Annotated in this window: 12 protein-coding genes; 7 read left to right on the plus strand and 5 right to left on the minus strand. The window is 65.6% G+C overall.

Annotated elements, in window-relative coordinates:
• The first annotated feature begins 18 nt into the window (after nucleotides 1–18).
• The 3 genes from glmU to MUB52_RS13810 are packed head-to-tail and all read left to right on the plus strand — an operon-like array spanning nucleotide 19 to nucleotide 3755.
• A complete protein-coding gene (glmU, locus tag MUB52_RS13800) occupies nucleotides 19–1371 on the plus strand; it encodes a bifunctional UDP-N-acetylglucosamine diphosphorylase/glucosamine-1-phosphate N-acetyltransferase GlmU (protein WP_263844808.1) in 1353 nt (450 codons plus the stop codon).
• Between the two features lie 2 nt (nucleotides 1372–1373).
• Nucleotides 1374–3194: a glutamine--fructose-6-phosphate transaminase (isomerizing) gene (gene glmS / locus MUB52_RS13805; RefSeq protein ID WP_263844809.1), complete on the plus strand. Its 1821-nt coding sequence runs from the start codon at nucleotides 1374–1376 to the stop codon at nucleotides 3192–3194.
• 3 nt (nucleotides 3195–3197) lie between these two features.
• Nucleotides 3198–3755 (plus strand): pyridoxamine 5'-phosphate oxidase family protein, encoded by a 558-nt coding sequence (locus MUB52_RS13810; protein ID WP_263844810.1) that lies wholly within the window; start codon nucleotides 3198–3200, stop codon nucleotides 3753–3755.
• Here the strand turns inward: MUB52_RS13810 and MUB52_RS13815 are convergent.
• Entirely contained in the window at nucleotides 3752–4234 is a 483-nt protein-coding gene (locus MUB52_RS13815; protein WP_263844811.1) for a hypothetical protein, read from the minus strand. The genes MUB52_RS13810 and MUB52_RS13815 overlap by 4 nt on opposite strands.
• 84 nt (nucleotides 4235–4318) lie before the next feature.
• Here MUB52_RS13815 and moaA point away from each other — a divergent pair, with 84 nt between their 5' ends.
• From moaA to MUB52_RS13830, 3 genes are read left to right on the plus strand one after another with little or no spacing between them, the layout of a single operon-like run.
• Nucleotides 4319–5326 carry a GTP 3',8-cyclase MoaA gene (gene moaA / locus MUB52_RS13820; protein WP_263844812.1) on the plus strand — a complete coding sequence of 336 codons (1008 nt, stop codon included), beginning with the start codon at nucleotides 4319–4321 and terminating at the stop codon, nucleotides 5324–5326.
• Nucleotides 5327–5334: 8 nt separating this feature from the next.
• Complete coding sequence (locus MUB52_RS13825) at nucleotides 5335–6633, plus strand: 3-deoxy-D-manno-octulosonic acid transferase (protein ID WP_263844813.1); 1299 nt, start codon at nucleotides 5335–5337, stop codon at nucleotides 6631–6633.
• On the plus strand, nucleotides 6630–7691 hold the full coding sequence (locus MUB52_RS13830) for a glycosyltransferase family 4 protein (protein ID WP_263844814.1): 1062 nt from the start codon (nucleotides 6630–6632) through the stop codon (nucleotides 7689–7691). The genes MUB52_RS13825 and MUB52_RS13830 overlap by 4 nt, the downstream gene beginning before the upstream one ends.
• On the opposite strand, the gene MUB52_RS13835 is transcribed toward MUB52_RS13830, so the two are convergent.
• From MUB52_RS13835 to MUB52_RS13850, 4 genes are all read right to left on the minus strand, one after another.
• Nucleotides 7688–8851, minus strand: a complete 1164-nt coding sequence (locus MUB52_RS13835; protein WP_263844815.1) for a M20 aminoacylase family protein — start codon at nucleotides 8849–8851, stop codon at nucleotides 7688–7690. The genes MUB52_RS13830 and MUB52_RS13835 overlap by 4 nt on opposite strands.
• A 186-nt stretch (nucleotides 8852–9037) precedes the next feature.
• A complete protein-coding gene (locus MUB52_RS13840) occupies nucleotides 9038–10384 on the minus strand; it encodes an NAD(P)/FAD-dependent oxidoreductase (RefSeq protein WP_263844816.1) in 1347 nt (448 codons plus the stop codon).
• 61 nt (nucleotides 10385–10445) lie between these two features.
• Entirely contained in the window at nucleotides 10446–11609 is a 1164-nt protein-coding gene (argE, locus tag MUB52_RS13845; protein WP_263844817.1) for an acetylornithine deacetylase, read from the minus strand.
• On the minus strand, nucleotides 11602–13536 hold the full coding sequence (locus tag MUB52_RS13850; protein WP_263844818.1) for an ABC transporter ATP-binding protein: 1935 nt from the start codon (nucleotides 13534–13536) through the stop codon (nucleotides 11602–11604). The genes argE and MUB52_RS13850 overlap by 8 nt, the downstream gene beginning before the upstream one ends.
• 276 nt (nucleotides 13537–13812) lie before the next feature.
• On the opposite strand from MUB52_RS13850, the gene MUB52_RS13855 reads away from it, so the two are divergent.
• Complete coding sequence (locus tag MUB52_RS13855; protein ID WP_263844819.1) at nucleotides 13813–15540, plus strand: peptide ABC transporter substrate-binding protein; 1728 nt, start codon at nucleotides 13813–13815, stop codon at nucleotides 15538–15540.
• Nucleotides 15541–15586: the final 46 nt, after the last annotated feature.

Below are 15586 nucleotides of genomic sequence, written 5' to 3' on the forward strand. Positions count from 1 at the left end.
AATACAAAGAGAAACGACATGACAACCGCTTTGGTCATCCTGGCCGCAGGCAAGGGCACACGGATGAACTCGGATCTGCCCAAGGTCCTCCACCCGCTTGCCGGTGCCCCGCTGTTGATCCATGCCATGCAGGCCGGCGCAAGCCTCGCGCCCGAGCGCACGGTGATCGTCGCCGGACATGGCGCAGACGAGGTGCGCACGGCAGTACTAGCGCATGACCCCGAAGCCCAGGTGGTCGAGCAGGCTGAACAGCTCGGCACCGCCCATGCCGCCGCGCAGGCCCGCGAAGAGCTCGCGGGGTTCAGCGGCACGGTCATCGTGCTGTTCGGCGATACGCCCTTTATCAGCTCTGATACCCTGCAGGCGATGCTCGACGCCCAGGCAACCCATGACGTGGTCATCCTGGGCTTCGAGGCGGCGGATCCGGGGCGCTATGGGCGGCTGGTGATGCAGGGCGACACACTCGAGCGTATTGTCGAATTCAAGGATGCGGACGACACGCAGCGCGCGATCACGCTCTGCAACAGCGGCGTGGTGGCCTGCCGGTCCCAGCTGCTCTTCGAATTGGTGGATGCCATCGGCAACGACAACGCCGCGGGCGAGTATTATCTGACGGATATCGTCGGCCTCGCCCGGGCGCGCGGGCACAGCGCGACGGTCGTGGTCTGCGACGAAAGCGAAACCCTCGGCATCAACACCCGGGCAGAGCTGGCAAGCGCCGAAGCCGCCTTCCAGGCGCGCGCCCGTGCCCGCGCGTTTGAGGATGGTGTCACCCTGCCTGCGCCCGAGACGGTGCAGTTCGCCTTCGACACGGTGATCGGGCGGGACACGATTGTCGAACCGAACGTTGTGTTCGGGCCCGGCGTGACCGTCGAATCCGGTGCCACGATCCGCGCGTTTTCGCATCTCGAAGGTTGCCATGTGGCCCGCGGCGCCATCGTCGGGCCCTATGCGCGCCTGCGCCCCGGTGCGGAGCTGAGCGAGGACACCCGGATCGGCAACTTCGTCGAGGTCAAGAACGCGCAGATCGGCGAAGGCACCAAGGTGAACCATCTCAGCTACATCGGAGATGCGACGCTCGGCGCGCGCACCAACATCGGCGCGGGCACGATCACCTGCAACTACGATGGGGTTATGAAACACCGCACCGAAATCGGGGATGAGGTCTTCATCGGGTCGAACACCATGCTGGTGGCGCCTGTCACCATCGGTGACCGGGCCATGACCGGCAGCGGTTCGGTGATCACCTCGGACGTCGAACCCGAGGCGCTTGCCATCGCGCGCGCGCCCCAAGTCGAGAAACCGGGCATGGCCACCAAATTGTTGACAATACTAAAGGCCAAGAAGGCAAAACTTCAAAGAGGCAGCTGAAAATGTGTGGAATTGTAGGGGTGCTGGGCAGTCACGAAGCGGCACCGATTCTCGTTGAGGCCCTCAAGCGCCTCGAATACCGCGGCTATGACAGCGCCGGTATCGCCACCGTCGAGGACGGCATCCTCGACCGCCGCCGCGCGGTCGGCAAGCTCGTGAATCTCTCGGATCTTCTGGTGCACGAACCGCTCACCGGCAAGTCCGGCATCGGCCACACCCGCTGGGCGACGCACGGCGCGCCGACCGTCAAGAATGCGCACCCCCATCAGGCAGGGCGCGTCGCGGTCGTGCACAACGGGATCATCGAGAACTTCCGTGAGCTGCGCGCCGAACTCGCCGATCATGGCGTGAGCTTCGTCACTCAGACCGACACCGAGACCGTGGCCCTGCTGACAGAGCACTACATGAGCCAGGGCGCGGCCCCGGTAGAGGCGGCCCGACAGGCGCTTGGGCGGTTGCACGGGGCCTTCGCGCTGGCCTTCCTCTTCTCCGGCGAGGACGACCTGATCGTGGCCGCGCGCAAGGGCTCGCCGCTGGCCATTGGCCACGGCGACGGCGAGATGTTCGTGGGCTCCGACGCGATCGCGCTTGCCCCGCTGACCGACCGGATCAGCTATCTCGAAGAAGGCGACAGCGCTGTGGTCACGCGCGCCGGTGTCGAAATCCGCGATGCCCACGGCCGGCTCGCCAACCGCCCGGTGAAGACGGTGCAGATCGGCGATACGCTGATCGACAAGGGCGGGCACAAGCACTTCATGGCCAAGGAAATCGCCGAGCAGCCCACGGTGATCGGCCAGGCGCTGAGCAACTATCTCGACCATGAGGGCAAGATCCATCTGCCCGACCCCGGCGTGGATTTCTCCAAGATCGAGCGGCTGACCATGGTCGCCTGCGGCACAGCCTATTTCGCCTGCCTCACTGCGAAGTACTGGTTCGAGCAGATCGCGCGGCTGCCGGTCGATGTGGATGTGGCCTCCGAGTTCCGCTATCGCGAGCCCCCCATCCCTGCGGGCACCACCGCGCTCTTTGTCAGCCAGTCGGGCGAGACGGCGGATACACTTGCCGCGCTGCGCTATTGCGGGGGCAAGGCCGACCGCATCCTGTCGGTGGTGAACGTGCCCGAAAGCTCGATCGCGCGCCAAAGCGATCTTGTCATGCCGATCCACGCGGGCGTGGAAATCGGCGTGGCCTCGACCAAGGCCTTCACCTGCCAGCTCACGGTGCTGTTCATCCTCGCACTGAAAGCCGCCCAGGACCGCGGCGAGATCGACGACGAGAGCCTGGCCGATCACCTGTCTGCCCTGCGCGGCATTCCCAGCGTCATCGCCACCGCGCTCGAAGCGAACACCGAGATGCAGAAGGCCGCCCTGAAACTCGCCGAAGCGCGCGACGTGCTCTTTCTGGGCCGCGGCCTGATGTATCCGCTTGCCCATGAAGGCGCGCTGAAGCTCAAGGAAATCAGCTATATACACGCCGAAGCTTATGCATCTGGCGAGCTCAAGCATGGCCCCATCGCGCTCGTGGACAAAAACGTGCCCGTCGTCGTCATGGCGCCACGCGACGCGCTCTTTGACAAGACCGTCAGCAACATGCAGGAGGTGATGGCGCGCAAGGGCCGGGTGATCCTTGTCTCTGACCGCCAGGGGCTCGACGAGGCGGGTGACGGCGCCTTCGCCACCATCGCGCTGCCAACCGTGCCCGACGTTCTGACCCCGATCCTCTACGCGATCCCTGCGCAGCTCTTGGCCTATCATACGGCCGTCGCCAAGGGGACGGACGTGGATCAGCCGCGCAACCTCGCAAAATCCGTGACCGTGGAGTGACCTATGGGCAAGCAATTCGATCAGTTGAGCGACGTGCTGATCCGCTTCATCGAAGCGCAGCACATCTTTTTTGTCGGCACCGCAGCACCAGAGGGCCGTGTGAACATCTCGCCAAAGGGAATGGACAGCCTGCGCGTGTTCTCCCCAACCCGGATCGTGTGGCGCAACCTCACCGGCTCTGGCAACGAGACCGCCGGACATCTCGCGCAGATCAACCGCATGACGCTGATGTGGTGCGGATTCGCGGCCAAGCCGATGATCCTGCGCACTTATGGCACGGCGCGGACGTTGCACCCGCGGGATACTGGCTTCGCCGAGCTGAACGGGCTTTTCCCGGCCTCGCCCGGCGCGCGTCAGATCTATGACCTCTCCATCGACCTGGTGCAGTCAAGCTGCGGCTTTGCGGTGCCGTTCATGGACTACGCGGGCGAGCGCGACGTGCTGAAGACCTGGGCCGACGGCAAGGGGGAAGACGGGATTGCGGAGTATTGGGAAACCCGCAACCAGAGCACCATTGACGGGCTGCCGACCCATATTCTCGGCCGGGAAGAGACCGCCTAGCCCGTCACTTCAAGCGTGACCAGATCGGTCAGGCTGACGCCAAGCGCCCGCATGGCCGAGAGCGACAGGCGGCTGCCCGCTGTGGGCGGCCCGCTGATCGGCTGGAGCGTGACCGCCACAGCCTCGCCCGTTCGGCGATCGCGCACCCGGCCGGCGGTCTCGGCGGAGACAAGCGGCGTCTTCAGCCAGAACCCGGGTTCTGCCGGGCTGCCAAGCGAGGCGACGGTCTGACCCAACGACCGCCCGCCCGCTCTGGCAGCCGTCGCCGCAGCCCGCTCTTCGGCGGTTGACTGATCCAGGGCGTCGGGATCGTTTGCGCGGGCCGTGGGCAAGCCCCGCGCCGGCGCGGCCGATTGCTCGGGCGCAGCCGTGCCACCGCCACCCAGAGCACGATTGATCCCTTGCTCAAGATCAGCACAGGCCGCAAGGGCCGAAACGGCGCTGAACACAAGCAGGCGAAGCGGTCGGGCAACTGTCATGCCCCGTCTAAACCACAGCACCTGCAGAGCATCAATGCCGTTAACCTCTTGCTGCGCCCCGCGCAGCACTTTACCTATACTGCTATGACAGCGCCCTTGATCGATCCTTTTGCCCGCGCCATCACCTACCTTCGGGTCTCGGTGACGGACCGCTGCGATTTCCGCTGCGTCTACTGCATGTCGGAAAACATGACCTTCCTGCCCAAGAAGGAGCTGCTGACGCTCGAAGAGCTGGACCGGCTCTGCTCGACCTTCGTGGGTCTGGGTGTGCAGAAGCTTCGCATCACCGGGGGCGAGCCGCTGGTGCGCAAAGGGATCCTGACCTTCTTCCAGAGCATGTCGCGTCATCTCGACGCCGGCACTTTGAAGGAGCTGACGCTGACGACCAATGGCAGCCAGCTGGAGCGCTTTGCAAAGGATCTCCACGCGGCGGGCGTGCGGCGGGTGAACGTCTCGCTCGACACCCTGGACGAGACCAAATTCGCCGAGATCACCCGCTGGGGCCGCCTGCCCCAAGTGCTGCGCGGCATCGATGCGGCGCAGGACGCAGGGTTGCGCGTGAAACTCAACGCCGTGGCGCTCAAGGGCTTCAACGAAGAAGAATTGCCCCAGATCACCGAATGGTGTGCCGCGCGCGACATGGATCTGACCTGGATCGAGGTCATGCCCATGGGCGACATCGGCAATGAAGATCGTCTGGGCCAATACTGGTCACTGAAAGACGTGCGCGCGCGTTATGCCGAACACTATACCGTGACCGATCTCGCCGAACGCACCGGCGGGCCGGCACGCTATGTCCGGCTGGAGGAAACCGGACAGAAGATCGGCTTCATCACCCCGCTCAGCCACAACTTCTGTGAAAGCTGCAACCGGGTGCGTGTGACCTGCACTGGTGAGATCTATATGTGCCTCGGCCAGGAAGACCGCGCCGACCTGCGCGCGCCGCTGCGCGCCCATCCGCAGGACGACGGCCCGCTCGAAGACGCGATCCGCGCTGCGATTGCGCTGAAGCCCAAGGGGCACGATTTCGACTATTCCCGCCAGCGGCTCGACGGTCAGATGCCGCGCCATATGAGCCATACGGGCGGCTGACCCACTCCATGCGCGCACCGCCGCTCTACCATCTCTACGTGGCGGTCACCGTGCTGCTGGCGCCCTTCGCGGCCTGGGCACAGATCCGGAAACTGCGCAAACAGGGCGTCCCGGCCCTGCGCGCCCACGAAACGATGGGCCATGCCAGCCAGCCCCGCTCGGGCAGTGGCCAGCTGATCTGGTTTCACGCGGCCTCTGTGGGCGAGAGCCTGTCGGTGCTGGCCCTGATCGCGAAGATGGGTGAGGTCTTGCCGCGCGCGCAGTTTCTCATTACCTCCGGCACCCCCACCTCGGCCAAACTGGTGGCCGAGCGGATCCCGCCGCGGACCGTGCATCAATTCGCCCCCTTGGATGCCCGCGGACCGCTCAGCCGCTTCCTGCATCACTGGCGTCCGGATGCCGCGATCTTCGTGGAAAGCGAGCTCTGGCCGCGTATGCTGCGGATGACATATGAGCGGGAGACGCCGATGGCGCTGGTCAATGCGCGGCTCAGCGCCAAGTCTCGCGCGGCCTGGGCGCGTCAACCGGCGCTGGCGGCCTATGTGCTGGACGTCTTCGTGCTGATCCTGACGCAGAACGACGAGATGGCGCAGGCCATGGTCGACATGCACGCCCCCGCCGATCGGGTGGCGCGCGGCACCAACCTCAAGGCGCTCTCGGCGCCGCTGCCCACCGATCCCGCAGTGCTGGCGCAGATCCGCGCAGCCCTCAAGGGCCGCCGTCTCTGGGTGGCCGCCTCGACCCATCCCGGTGAGGAGGAGATCGTGCTGGCAGCCCATGCACGACTGCGCGCAAGCCACCCGGATCTTGCGCTGGTTCTCGTGCCGCGTCACCCCAACCGCAGCGCTGAGGTGGCAGCTCTGATCGCCGCCGCAGGCCTCAGCTTCGCGACACGCTCCAAGGACGAGCTGCCCCGCGACGACGAGGCGGTCTATCTCGCGGACACGTTGGGCGAGCTGGGCAATTGGTATGCGCTCACCGATGTGGTCTTTCTGGGCGGCTCGCTCCGGCCCATCGGCGGGCACAATCCATTCGAGGTCGTGCAGGCCGGCGCAGCCGTGATCTCCGGACCGCACGTCGCCAGCTTCGCCGAGACCTACGACAACATGCGGGCCAAAGGTGCCGCCGGTTTCGTCGAAGATGCCGCCGGGTTAGCCAAGGCGGTCGCAGACTTCTACGACAAGCCCGCCGCACGACGCGCAGCGCTCGAAGCGGCAGAGAGCTTTGTCCAAGACCGATCCAATGCCCTCGATGACCTTGCCAGGCGTCTGATTCACATCCTGAAGCTGGCGGAGCCGTCCCGATGACCCGCACAGCCCTGCGCGACGTCGAGGTGATCGCGCCCAACTTCAAGCGGCGCCTGTCCGGTGTCACGGCGACCATCATCCGCTTGGTGCCGATTCAGTCGCGTCAGATCGCGATTGCAGCCACCGGTCCCGTGCTGCCCGATCACGTGCCGCAAGTTCCGCTCTCCGCACTGCCCTGGATGTCGCGCCGGGGGCCGGGCGGCTGGCGGGTCTGGCACGCGCGGCGCAATGTGGAGATGATCGGCGGCCTGGCCCTGCGGTATCTGCTGGGCAAGCGGCTGAAGCTGCTCTTCACCTCCGCCTCGCAGCGTCGGCAGACCGGGCTCACCCGCTGGCTGATCCGGCGCATGGATGCTGTGGTGGCGACATCGGACAAAACCGCGGGCTACCTGGAAGGGCCGTCGCAGGTCATCATGCACGGCATTGATACAACAGGGTTTTCGCCCACCTCCGACCGCACGAAACTACGCCGGGATCTCGGCATCGCCGAGGATGGCCCGGTCATCGGCTGCTACGGCCGCATCCGCGCGCAGAAGGGCACGGATGTCTACGTCGATGCGATGATCGGCCTGCTGGAGGACCACCCCACGGCCACCGCGCTTGTCATGGGCCGGGCCACGGCGGAGCATCGCGCCTTCGAAGAGGGTTTGCGGGCGAAGATCGCCGATGCCGGGCTGTCCGGCCGGATCCGCTTCATGCCCGAAGTGCCCCCCGAGGCCATGGCGGATTGGTACCGCATCCTGGACGTTTACATCGCACCTCAACGCTGGGAGGGGTTCGGCCTCACCCCGATCGAGGCAATGGCCTGCGGCTGCCCGGTCGTGGCCACCCGCGTCGGTGCGTTCGAGGCGCTGGTCGTCGATGGGGAAACCGGTCTGCTGGTGGAACCAGGCGATGCCGAGGCGATCCGCACCGCCGCGCATCACATCCTGATGGACCCCGAGCGCCTGCGCGATTGGTCCGCAGCCGCCCGCCGCCACGTCGAGGCGCGGTTTTCCATCGAGACAGAGGCCGCGGCGCTGGTGGCTGTCTACCGGCGGCTGCTTTCAGAGTCCTAGGCCGCCGGTAAGCGCTGCTCGACGATTTCGGCCCACCAGCTGCATCCGGCCGGGATCGCATCGTCGTTGAAGTTGTATTCCGGGTGATGCACGGCCGCGCCAGGCCCGTTGCCGACCAGAATGTAGGCCCCCGGGCGTTCCTCGAGCATGAAGGCGAAATCTTCGCCCCCCATGACCAGCGGCGCCTCCTCGCAGGCCCCCGAAACATCCGTCGCCACCTTGGCGGCGAATGCCGTCTGTTCCTCGTGGTTGACCATCACCGGGTAGTTGCGGATGTACTCCACCCGCGCCGTTGCGCCGAAGCTCTCGGCAACCCCTTGCGCGAGCCTCTTGAGCCGCGTCTCGGCCAGATCACGCATCTCATCCGTCATCGTGCGGACCGTTCCCTTCAGCGTGGCCCTTTGCGGGATGACGTTAAAGGCTTTCGACGAGGTCTCGAAAGAGGTGACGGAGACCACGATCTGATCAACCGGGTCGGCGTTGCGGCTGGCAATCGTCTGGGCTGCAACCACGATCTGGCTGGCGACGACGGTGGTATCGATGGTTTCATGCGGCTTGGCGGCGTGGCCCCCCTTGCCCTCCACCTCGATCTCGAAAACATCGGTGGCCGCGAAAAAGGCCCCCGGACGGATCGAGAAACTGCCCGGCGCCTGGCCCGGCCAGTTGTGCATGCCGTAGACCTCCTGAATGCCGAAGCGCTCCATCATGCCGTCCTCGCACATCTCGCGCCCTCCGGCGCCACCCTCTTCCGCTGGCTGGAAGATCACCACGGCGGTGCCGTCGAAGTTGCGCGTCTCGGCAAGGTACTTCGCGGCCCCAAGCAGCATCGCCGTGTGCCCGTCATGCCCGCAGGCGTGCATCGCACCCGGCGTCTTGGACGCATAGGGCACGCCGGTCTGTTCGACGATCGGCAGGGCATCCATGTCGGCCCGCAGCCCGATCACCTTGCCCGAGGTGTCGGATTTGCCCTTGATGACACCCACGACGCCCGTGCGCCCGATGCCGGTGACCACCTCGTCGCAGCCGAACGCCGCCAGCTTCTCCGCCACTAGCGCCGAGGTCCGGTGCGTGTCGAAGAGCAGTTCGGGGTGCTCATGCAGATCCCGTCGCCACGTGGTGATTTCCTCGTGCAATTCGGCGAAACGGTTCTTCACGGGCATGGACGATCTCTCCTTGAGATGGCGTGAGGCCATTGGGGTAGCGAGGGGGCTCGGCACGGGTGCGCCCTGCTCAGGCTGATCCGGACGCCGCGCCGCGGGCAGAAGGGTTGCAACTTTGGCCGCGCGGCGCATCTTATCGCGCGTTCCGGCAGCTTCAAGCCGAAGCTCGGCAGCCTCCCGCCGATGTCACAGCGCGGGACCCATGCGCATGGGTGTGCCGTCGGCGAAGCGGCCAAAGCGGAAGCGGCTGAGATCGTGTCCCGGCGCATTGCCCTGCACCAGATCGGCCAGAATGCGTCCCATGGCGGGTCCGATGCCAAAGCCATGCCCGCTCATGCCGGTGCCGATGGTCAGCCCCGGCAGCGCGGCGATCCGGTCGATGACCGGCACCACATCGGGCATCGTGTCGATCATGCCGGCCCAGCTGCGCGCGATGTCGAATGCGGGAAGCGCGGGGAAGCGTTCGGCAAAGGCTTCTTTCAGCTGGCGTGCCTTCGCCGCATTAGGGGCCGGGTTCAGCACGCGCATATGTTCGAAGGGGCTGGGCCTCTCACCGCTCCAGCGCCGCGGCGTGAGCCAGCCATCGGGATAGCCCCGGGGGGCGGCCGGCAGAAAGCGCGTGCCGAAGGGCTCGGCCTTCAATTGCGCAAGGAACTTCGGCAGTGCGCGCAAGGCGTCCCAGCCGAGAAAGAGCTCGTGAAACCCGCCGGGTGCCAGAGTATAGCCGCCGTCCTGCCGGTGTCGGAAGGCCAGGGTTGCATCCGCCATCCCTCCAGCCGCGACCTCCGGCAGCGCGGTGGTTGCGGCCACGGTCGCACGCACCGACAGCTGCGGCAGGGCAACGCCGTGATTGCGCAGGAAGAGCGCCGACCAAGCGCCGCCCGCCAGAACCACCTCAGGCACAGCGATCCGGCCTTGCTCGGTGACAACGCCGCAGACCCGGCCAGCAGCAAGGTCGAGGCACCGCACGGCACAGCCCTCGACGATCTGCGCCCCGGCGCGCACGGCAAGTTCCGCAAGCGCCGGGACCGCGACCCACGGTTCCGCGCGCATGTCCGAGGCCGTGTGCAGCGCTCCGACGTAGGGCTTTGCGACGCCGGGCAGCAGCGCGGCCGTCTCCGCCCGGCTCAGCACCCGCGTGTCGACGCCCTGCGTCTGTGCATGCGGTACCCAGGCCGCATAGCGCGCCATCTGCGCTTCGGTCTCGGCAAGATAGGTCACGCCGCCCTGCACCAGGCCAATGTCGCGGTTGGTCTCGCTCGCGAGTTGGCGCCAGTGGCCGTTGGCCTCCACCATGATCGGCAGCTCATCGGGGTCTCGACCTTGCTGGCGGATCCAGCCCCAGTTGCGGCTGGACTGTTCTCCGGCGATCCGCCCCTTCTCCAGAAGAATCACCCGGCGCCCCGCGCGCGCGAGAAAGAGCGCGGTGCTGACCCCGATAACCCCGCCGCCGATCACCGCCACATCCGCAGTTGCAGGCAACGGCCCGGAAAAGCGGATGGGCGTCTCAAGAGAAATCGGAAAGGCTGTCATCTCCGGCACCGGTGGCGGGTGGCCTGAAAGCCCACCCGACCCGGCTGTGGCAGGCCCAGGCTCATGCCCCCAGCCGGGCCACGAGGCGGCGCATGAAGTCGTGTCCTGCCTCGAACTCTGCCACCGAGATGAACTCGTTCGGCTGGTGCGCCTGGGCGATATCGCCTGGCCCGCAGATCACCGCGGAGTAGCCGGCCCGCTGGAACTGGCCTGCCTCGGTGCCGTAGCTCACTACATGGCTTGCATTGTCGCCGGTGAGCCCCCGGACGAGCGCCTCGGCCTCACCGCTGGTCTCGGGCTTGAGCGCGGGCACGTCGAAGCGCGGTGTGATCTCGATGCGCGTCTCGGGCGCAATTGCCTGCATCTCGGCTTCGACCTCGGCCACCCGGGCGCGATACCGCGCCTCCCAAGCCTTCTTGTTCTCGCCCGGCACCACCCGGAAATCCATCGCGAAGCGACAATCCTTCGCGGTGATGTTGTGCGCGGTTCCGCCCGCGATCATGCCCACATGCACCGTTGTGAAGGGCGGATCGAAGAGCGCTGCAAGCTCGGGCGGGGTGCGGTCCCGATTGGCCGCGTTCATCTGATTGGCCCAGTCCACCAGCTTGGCCCCGAACATCACCGCATTTACGCCGCGGTCCATGATCGAACTGTGCACCTCGAACCCCTGCACATGGGTGTCAAAGCCGCAGCCGCCCTTGTGCCCGGACACCGCGCGCATGCCCGATGGCTCGCCAATGATCGCGGCGCTGCCCTTCGGCAGAACGGGCTGCATTGCCTCGATCATCGGCGGCGCACCGGTACAGCCGATCTCCTCATCAAAGCTCAGCGCGATCTGCAAGGGGCGTTTGATGCCGGCGTGATGCGCCTCGACCAGCGCCCAGATCGCGAGCGCATCAAAGCCCTTCATGTCACAGGTGCCGCGCCCGAAGTAGCGCCCGTCCTTCTCGACCAACTCAAAAGGGTCCGTGTCCCAGGGCTGGCCGTCGACCGGCACCACATCCGTATGGCCGGAGAGCACGATCGCCCCCTCTTCCCACGGCCCCACATGGGCAAAGAGCGCCGCCTTGGGCTGATCGGGGTCGGTGTAGCGATGGGCGGTGATCCCGTGCTCGGCCAGATAGGCTTCGACCCAGTCAACCAGCGGCAGGTTTGTATCGCGGCTGACGGTCGGAAAGGAGACCAGCTGCCGCATGATCTCCAGCGGCGTGAGGCGGTCAGTCATACAGGCGGCGTCCGCCGGCTCCCTCCGCTTCTTCCTGCCCGTCGCGCAGACGGTTTTCGACCTCGACAATGGCCTCACTGCGGTCATATCCGCTGTCGGTGACGAGGACCTGGTGGCCCGGCGCAACCTCCTTGTAGATCGAGGGCTCCGGTCGGTAGTCGGCCGGGTGGATCGGTGAGGGGATCGGCTTGAAATTGAGCTCGCTCTCGGACTTGCGCTGGCGCGGATCGGCGATGGGTACCGCCTTCATCAGCGCCTGGGTATAGGGATGCTGCGGGTTCTCGAACACGCGCGCCCGCGGCCCCATCTCGACGATACGGCCCAGATACATCACGCCCACGTGGTGGCTGACCCGCTCCACCACGGCCATGTCATGGCTGATGAAGAGGAAGGACAGCTCCAGCTCGGCCTGCAGTTCCATCATCAGGTTCAGGACCTGCGCCTGCACGGACACGTCAAGCGCCGAGACCGCCTCATCCGCGATGATCAGCTTGGGGTTCAGCGCCAGCGCCCGCGCAATCGCCACCCGCTGGCGCTGCCCGCCCGACAGCTCGTGCGGATAGCGGCGCATGAAGCTGCGCGGCAGTTCGACCCGGTCAAAGAGCATCGCAACGCGGTCCTGCACCTCGCTGCCCTTCAGCGTGCCGTAGTTGTGGATTGGCTCGGCCACCTGATCGGAGAGCTGCATCTGCGGGTTCAACGACGCAAAGGGGTCCTGAAAGATCATCTGCATGTCGAGGCGCGCGCGCCGCAGCTGCGCCTGATCCAGCGCCATGATATCCGTGCCGTCAAGATTGACCTCACCCGACAGCGGATCGACCAGACGCAAGATCGAGCGCCCCGCCGTCGACTTGCCGCAGCCGCTCTCACCCACGAGGCTGAGGGTCTGGCCCTTGTTCAGCGTGAAGGACACATCCTCGACCGCGTGCACATTCGCCACCGTACGGCGAAAGAACCCGCCCTTGACCGGAAACCGGGTGGCCAGGTTCTTCACCCGCAACAACACCTCATCGGTGCCGGGGATCGGTTTGATCTCGGCCTGCGGCTTGCCCAAGAGCTTCATGGGCTCGGGACAGGCCTTGCCGCGCATCTCGCCGAGCTTCGGCACCGCCGCCAGCAGCGCCTTGGTATAGGGATGCTGCGGGCTTTCGAATATCTGCTCGACCGGGCCCTCCTCGACCTTGTTGCCGCGGAACATCACGACCACACGGTCGGCCATCTGCGCCACCACCGCCATGTCGTGGGTGATGAACATCACCGCCGTGCCGGTCTCGCGCTTGAGCCGGTCCATGAGCGCGAGGATCTCGGCCTGGATCGTGACATCGAGCGCGGTCGTCGGCTCATCCGCGATCAGCAGGCGTGGCTTGCAGGCCAGGGCCATGGCAATCACCACGCGCTGACGCATGCCGCCCGAAAGCTCGTGCGGATACTGATCGAGCCGCCGCTCCGGCTCCGGGATCCGCACCTCGCGCAAGAGCTCCAACGCCCGGGCGCGCGCCTGCGACTTGCCCATGTTCTTGTGCAGCCGCAGCCCTTCGGTCAACTGCCGTCCAACGGTGAAGACGGGGTTCAGCGCCGTCATGGGCTCCTGGAAGATCATCCCGATCTCGTTGCCGCGGATTTGGCGCATCTCATCGCCATCGGTTTTCGCCAGATCGATATCGGCACGGCCCGAGCGGCCAAACCAAAGCTGACCGCCGGTGATCGCGCCGCCGCCGAACTCGACCAACCGCATGAGCGACAGCGAAGACACCGATTTGCCAGAGCCGCTTTCGCCCACCACACAGACGGTTTCGCCGGGGTTGATATCGAAGGACACATCCTCGACCCCGACAACGGGGCCATCCTTTGTCTGGAACTCCACGCGCAGCCCTTTCAGCCGCGCGATCGGCTCCGGCCCGCCGCCACCGTGTTCCTGATCCAGCATTGCCGCTCCTGATATTGGTCGTTTTTCGACGCTATGCTCAAGCCGGCGGCAGTGTCAAACCCGCAGCCCACCGCTTTCCATGACGTCAGCCATCAGAAGGGTTGCTTTTTCCGCAAAAGCTGTTTCGATGGGCATATGCATCTAGGGGGCAGGTGAAAAACAGCGTCATTAGACGGCGTTACACGGCATTCTGCATCTCCCCGAACGACGGCAAAAAACGGCTGCGCTCGAACCGCGGCTCATCCTGGCATTCACGTGTCCAACATGGAGTAGAACATGAAACTCAGAACCCTATTGCTGGGGGCCATCGCCACAACAGCCTATGCGCCCGCGCTGCTCGCGGACGGCCATCAAGGCGAACGCGGCCGCGATGGTCAACTCAACATCATCTATTGGCAAGCGCCCTCGACCCTGAACCCGTTCCTGTCCGGCGGCACGAAGGAAAACGAAGCGGCCAGCCTTGTTCTGGAGTCACTCGCACGCTTCAACGAAGCAGGTGAAATGGTACCCTGGCTCGCCGAAGAGATCCCAACGGTCGAAAACGGTGGTGTCGCGGAGGATCTGACCTCGATCACATGGACGCTGAAGGAAGGCGTCCTCTGGTCCGATGGCACCCCGCTGACCGCGGAAGACCTGATCTTCACCCATGAATACTGCACTCACCCCGAGAGCGGCTGCGCCGGTGTCAGCTACTTTGATGGTGTGGCCTCGGTCGAAGCCGAGGGCGAACGCGGCGTGAAGATCACCTTCGAGGCGCCCAAGCCCTTCCCCTACACGGCCTTCGTGGGCGCCGAGTCGCCAATCCTGCAGAAAGCGCAGTTCCAAGACTGCCTCGGCGCCCGCGCGCCTGAGTGCACCGACGCCAACTTCGGCCCAATCGGCACCGGCCCCTTCGTGGTCAGCGAGTTCCGCCCCAATGACGTGATCACCTATGTGGCCAACGAGAACTATCGCGAAGAGGGCAAACCGGCCTTCGCCACGGTGACATTCAAGGGCGGTGGGGATGCCGCGGCGGCAGCCCGATCGGTCCTGGAAACCGGCGAATTCGACTATGCGTGGAACCTGCAGCTTGCGCCCGACGTGCTGGATCGCATGGAAGCGGTGGGCAAGGGCACGGTGGTGGCCGCTTACGGCACCTCGGTGGAGCGTCTGCACCTGAACCAGACCAATCCCGACCCGGCGCTCGGCCCCGACAAGCGGTCGGTCTTCATGAACGGCGAGAACGCGCACCCCTTCCTGACCGACCCGAAAGTGGGCCAGGCGCTGTCGATGGCCATTGACCGCGCGCTCATCGTGGAGGTCGGCTATGGCGCCGGTGGCCAGCCCACCTGCAACGTGCTGCCTGCGCCCGCACTTTATGCGTCCGAGGCCAATGACTGCCTGACACAGGACATCGAAGGGGCCAACGCACTGCTGGATGAGGCGGGCTGGGTCGACACCAACGGCAATGGCATCCGCGACAAGGATGGGGTCGAGTTGTCGGTGCTCTATCAAACCTCCACCAACGCCGTGCGCCAGGACACGCAGGCGCTCATCAAGGACTGGTGGAGCCAGATCGGCGTCGAAACCGAATTGCGCAACATCGACGCCTCGGTCTTCTTCGGTGGGGATCCGGGCTCGCCCGATACGTTCCAGAAGTTCTATGCCGACATCGAGATGTACACCAACAACTTCGCCGGTGTGGACCCCGAGGCCTATATGGCGAACTGGCTCTGCTCGGACATCCCGACGCCCGCGACCCAGTGGCAAGGCTCGAACATCCAGCGCTTCTGCAAGTCAGAATATGACGCGCTGGTCAAGAAAATGTCCGTCACCTCCGATCTTGAAGAGCGGGGTGAGCTGGCCAAGCAGATGAACGACATGATCATCCAGAGCTACTCGATCATCCCGCTGGTCCATCGCGGTAACCCGTCCGCCCATTCCAACACCCTGGGCGGCGTGAAGATGTCCGACTGGGATTCCGAGTTGTGGAACATCGCAGACTGGTATCGCATCAAGAATTGATGCGATCCGCGTGGGGCGCCGGGCGGCGCGGGCTTGAGCCCGCGCC

This window comes from Roseobacter sinensis (assembly GCF_025755255.1).
Lineage (GTDB): Bacteria > Pseudomonadota > Alphaproteobacteria > Rhodobacterales > Rhodobacteraceae > Roseobacter > Roseobacter sinensis.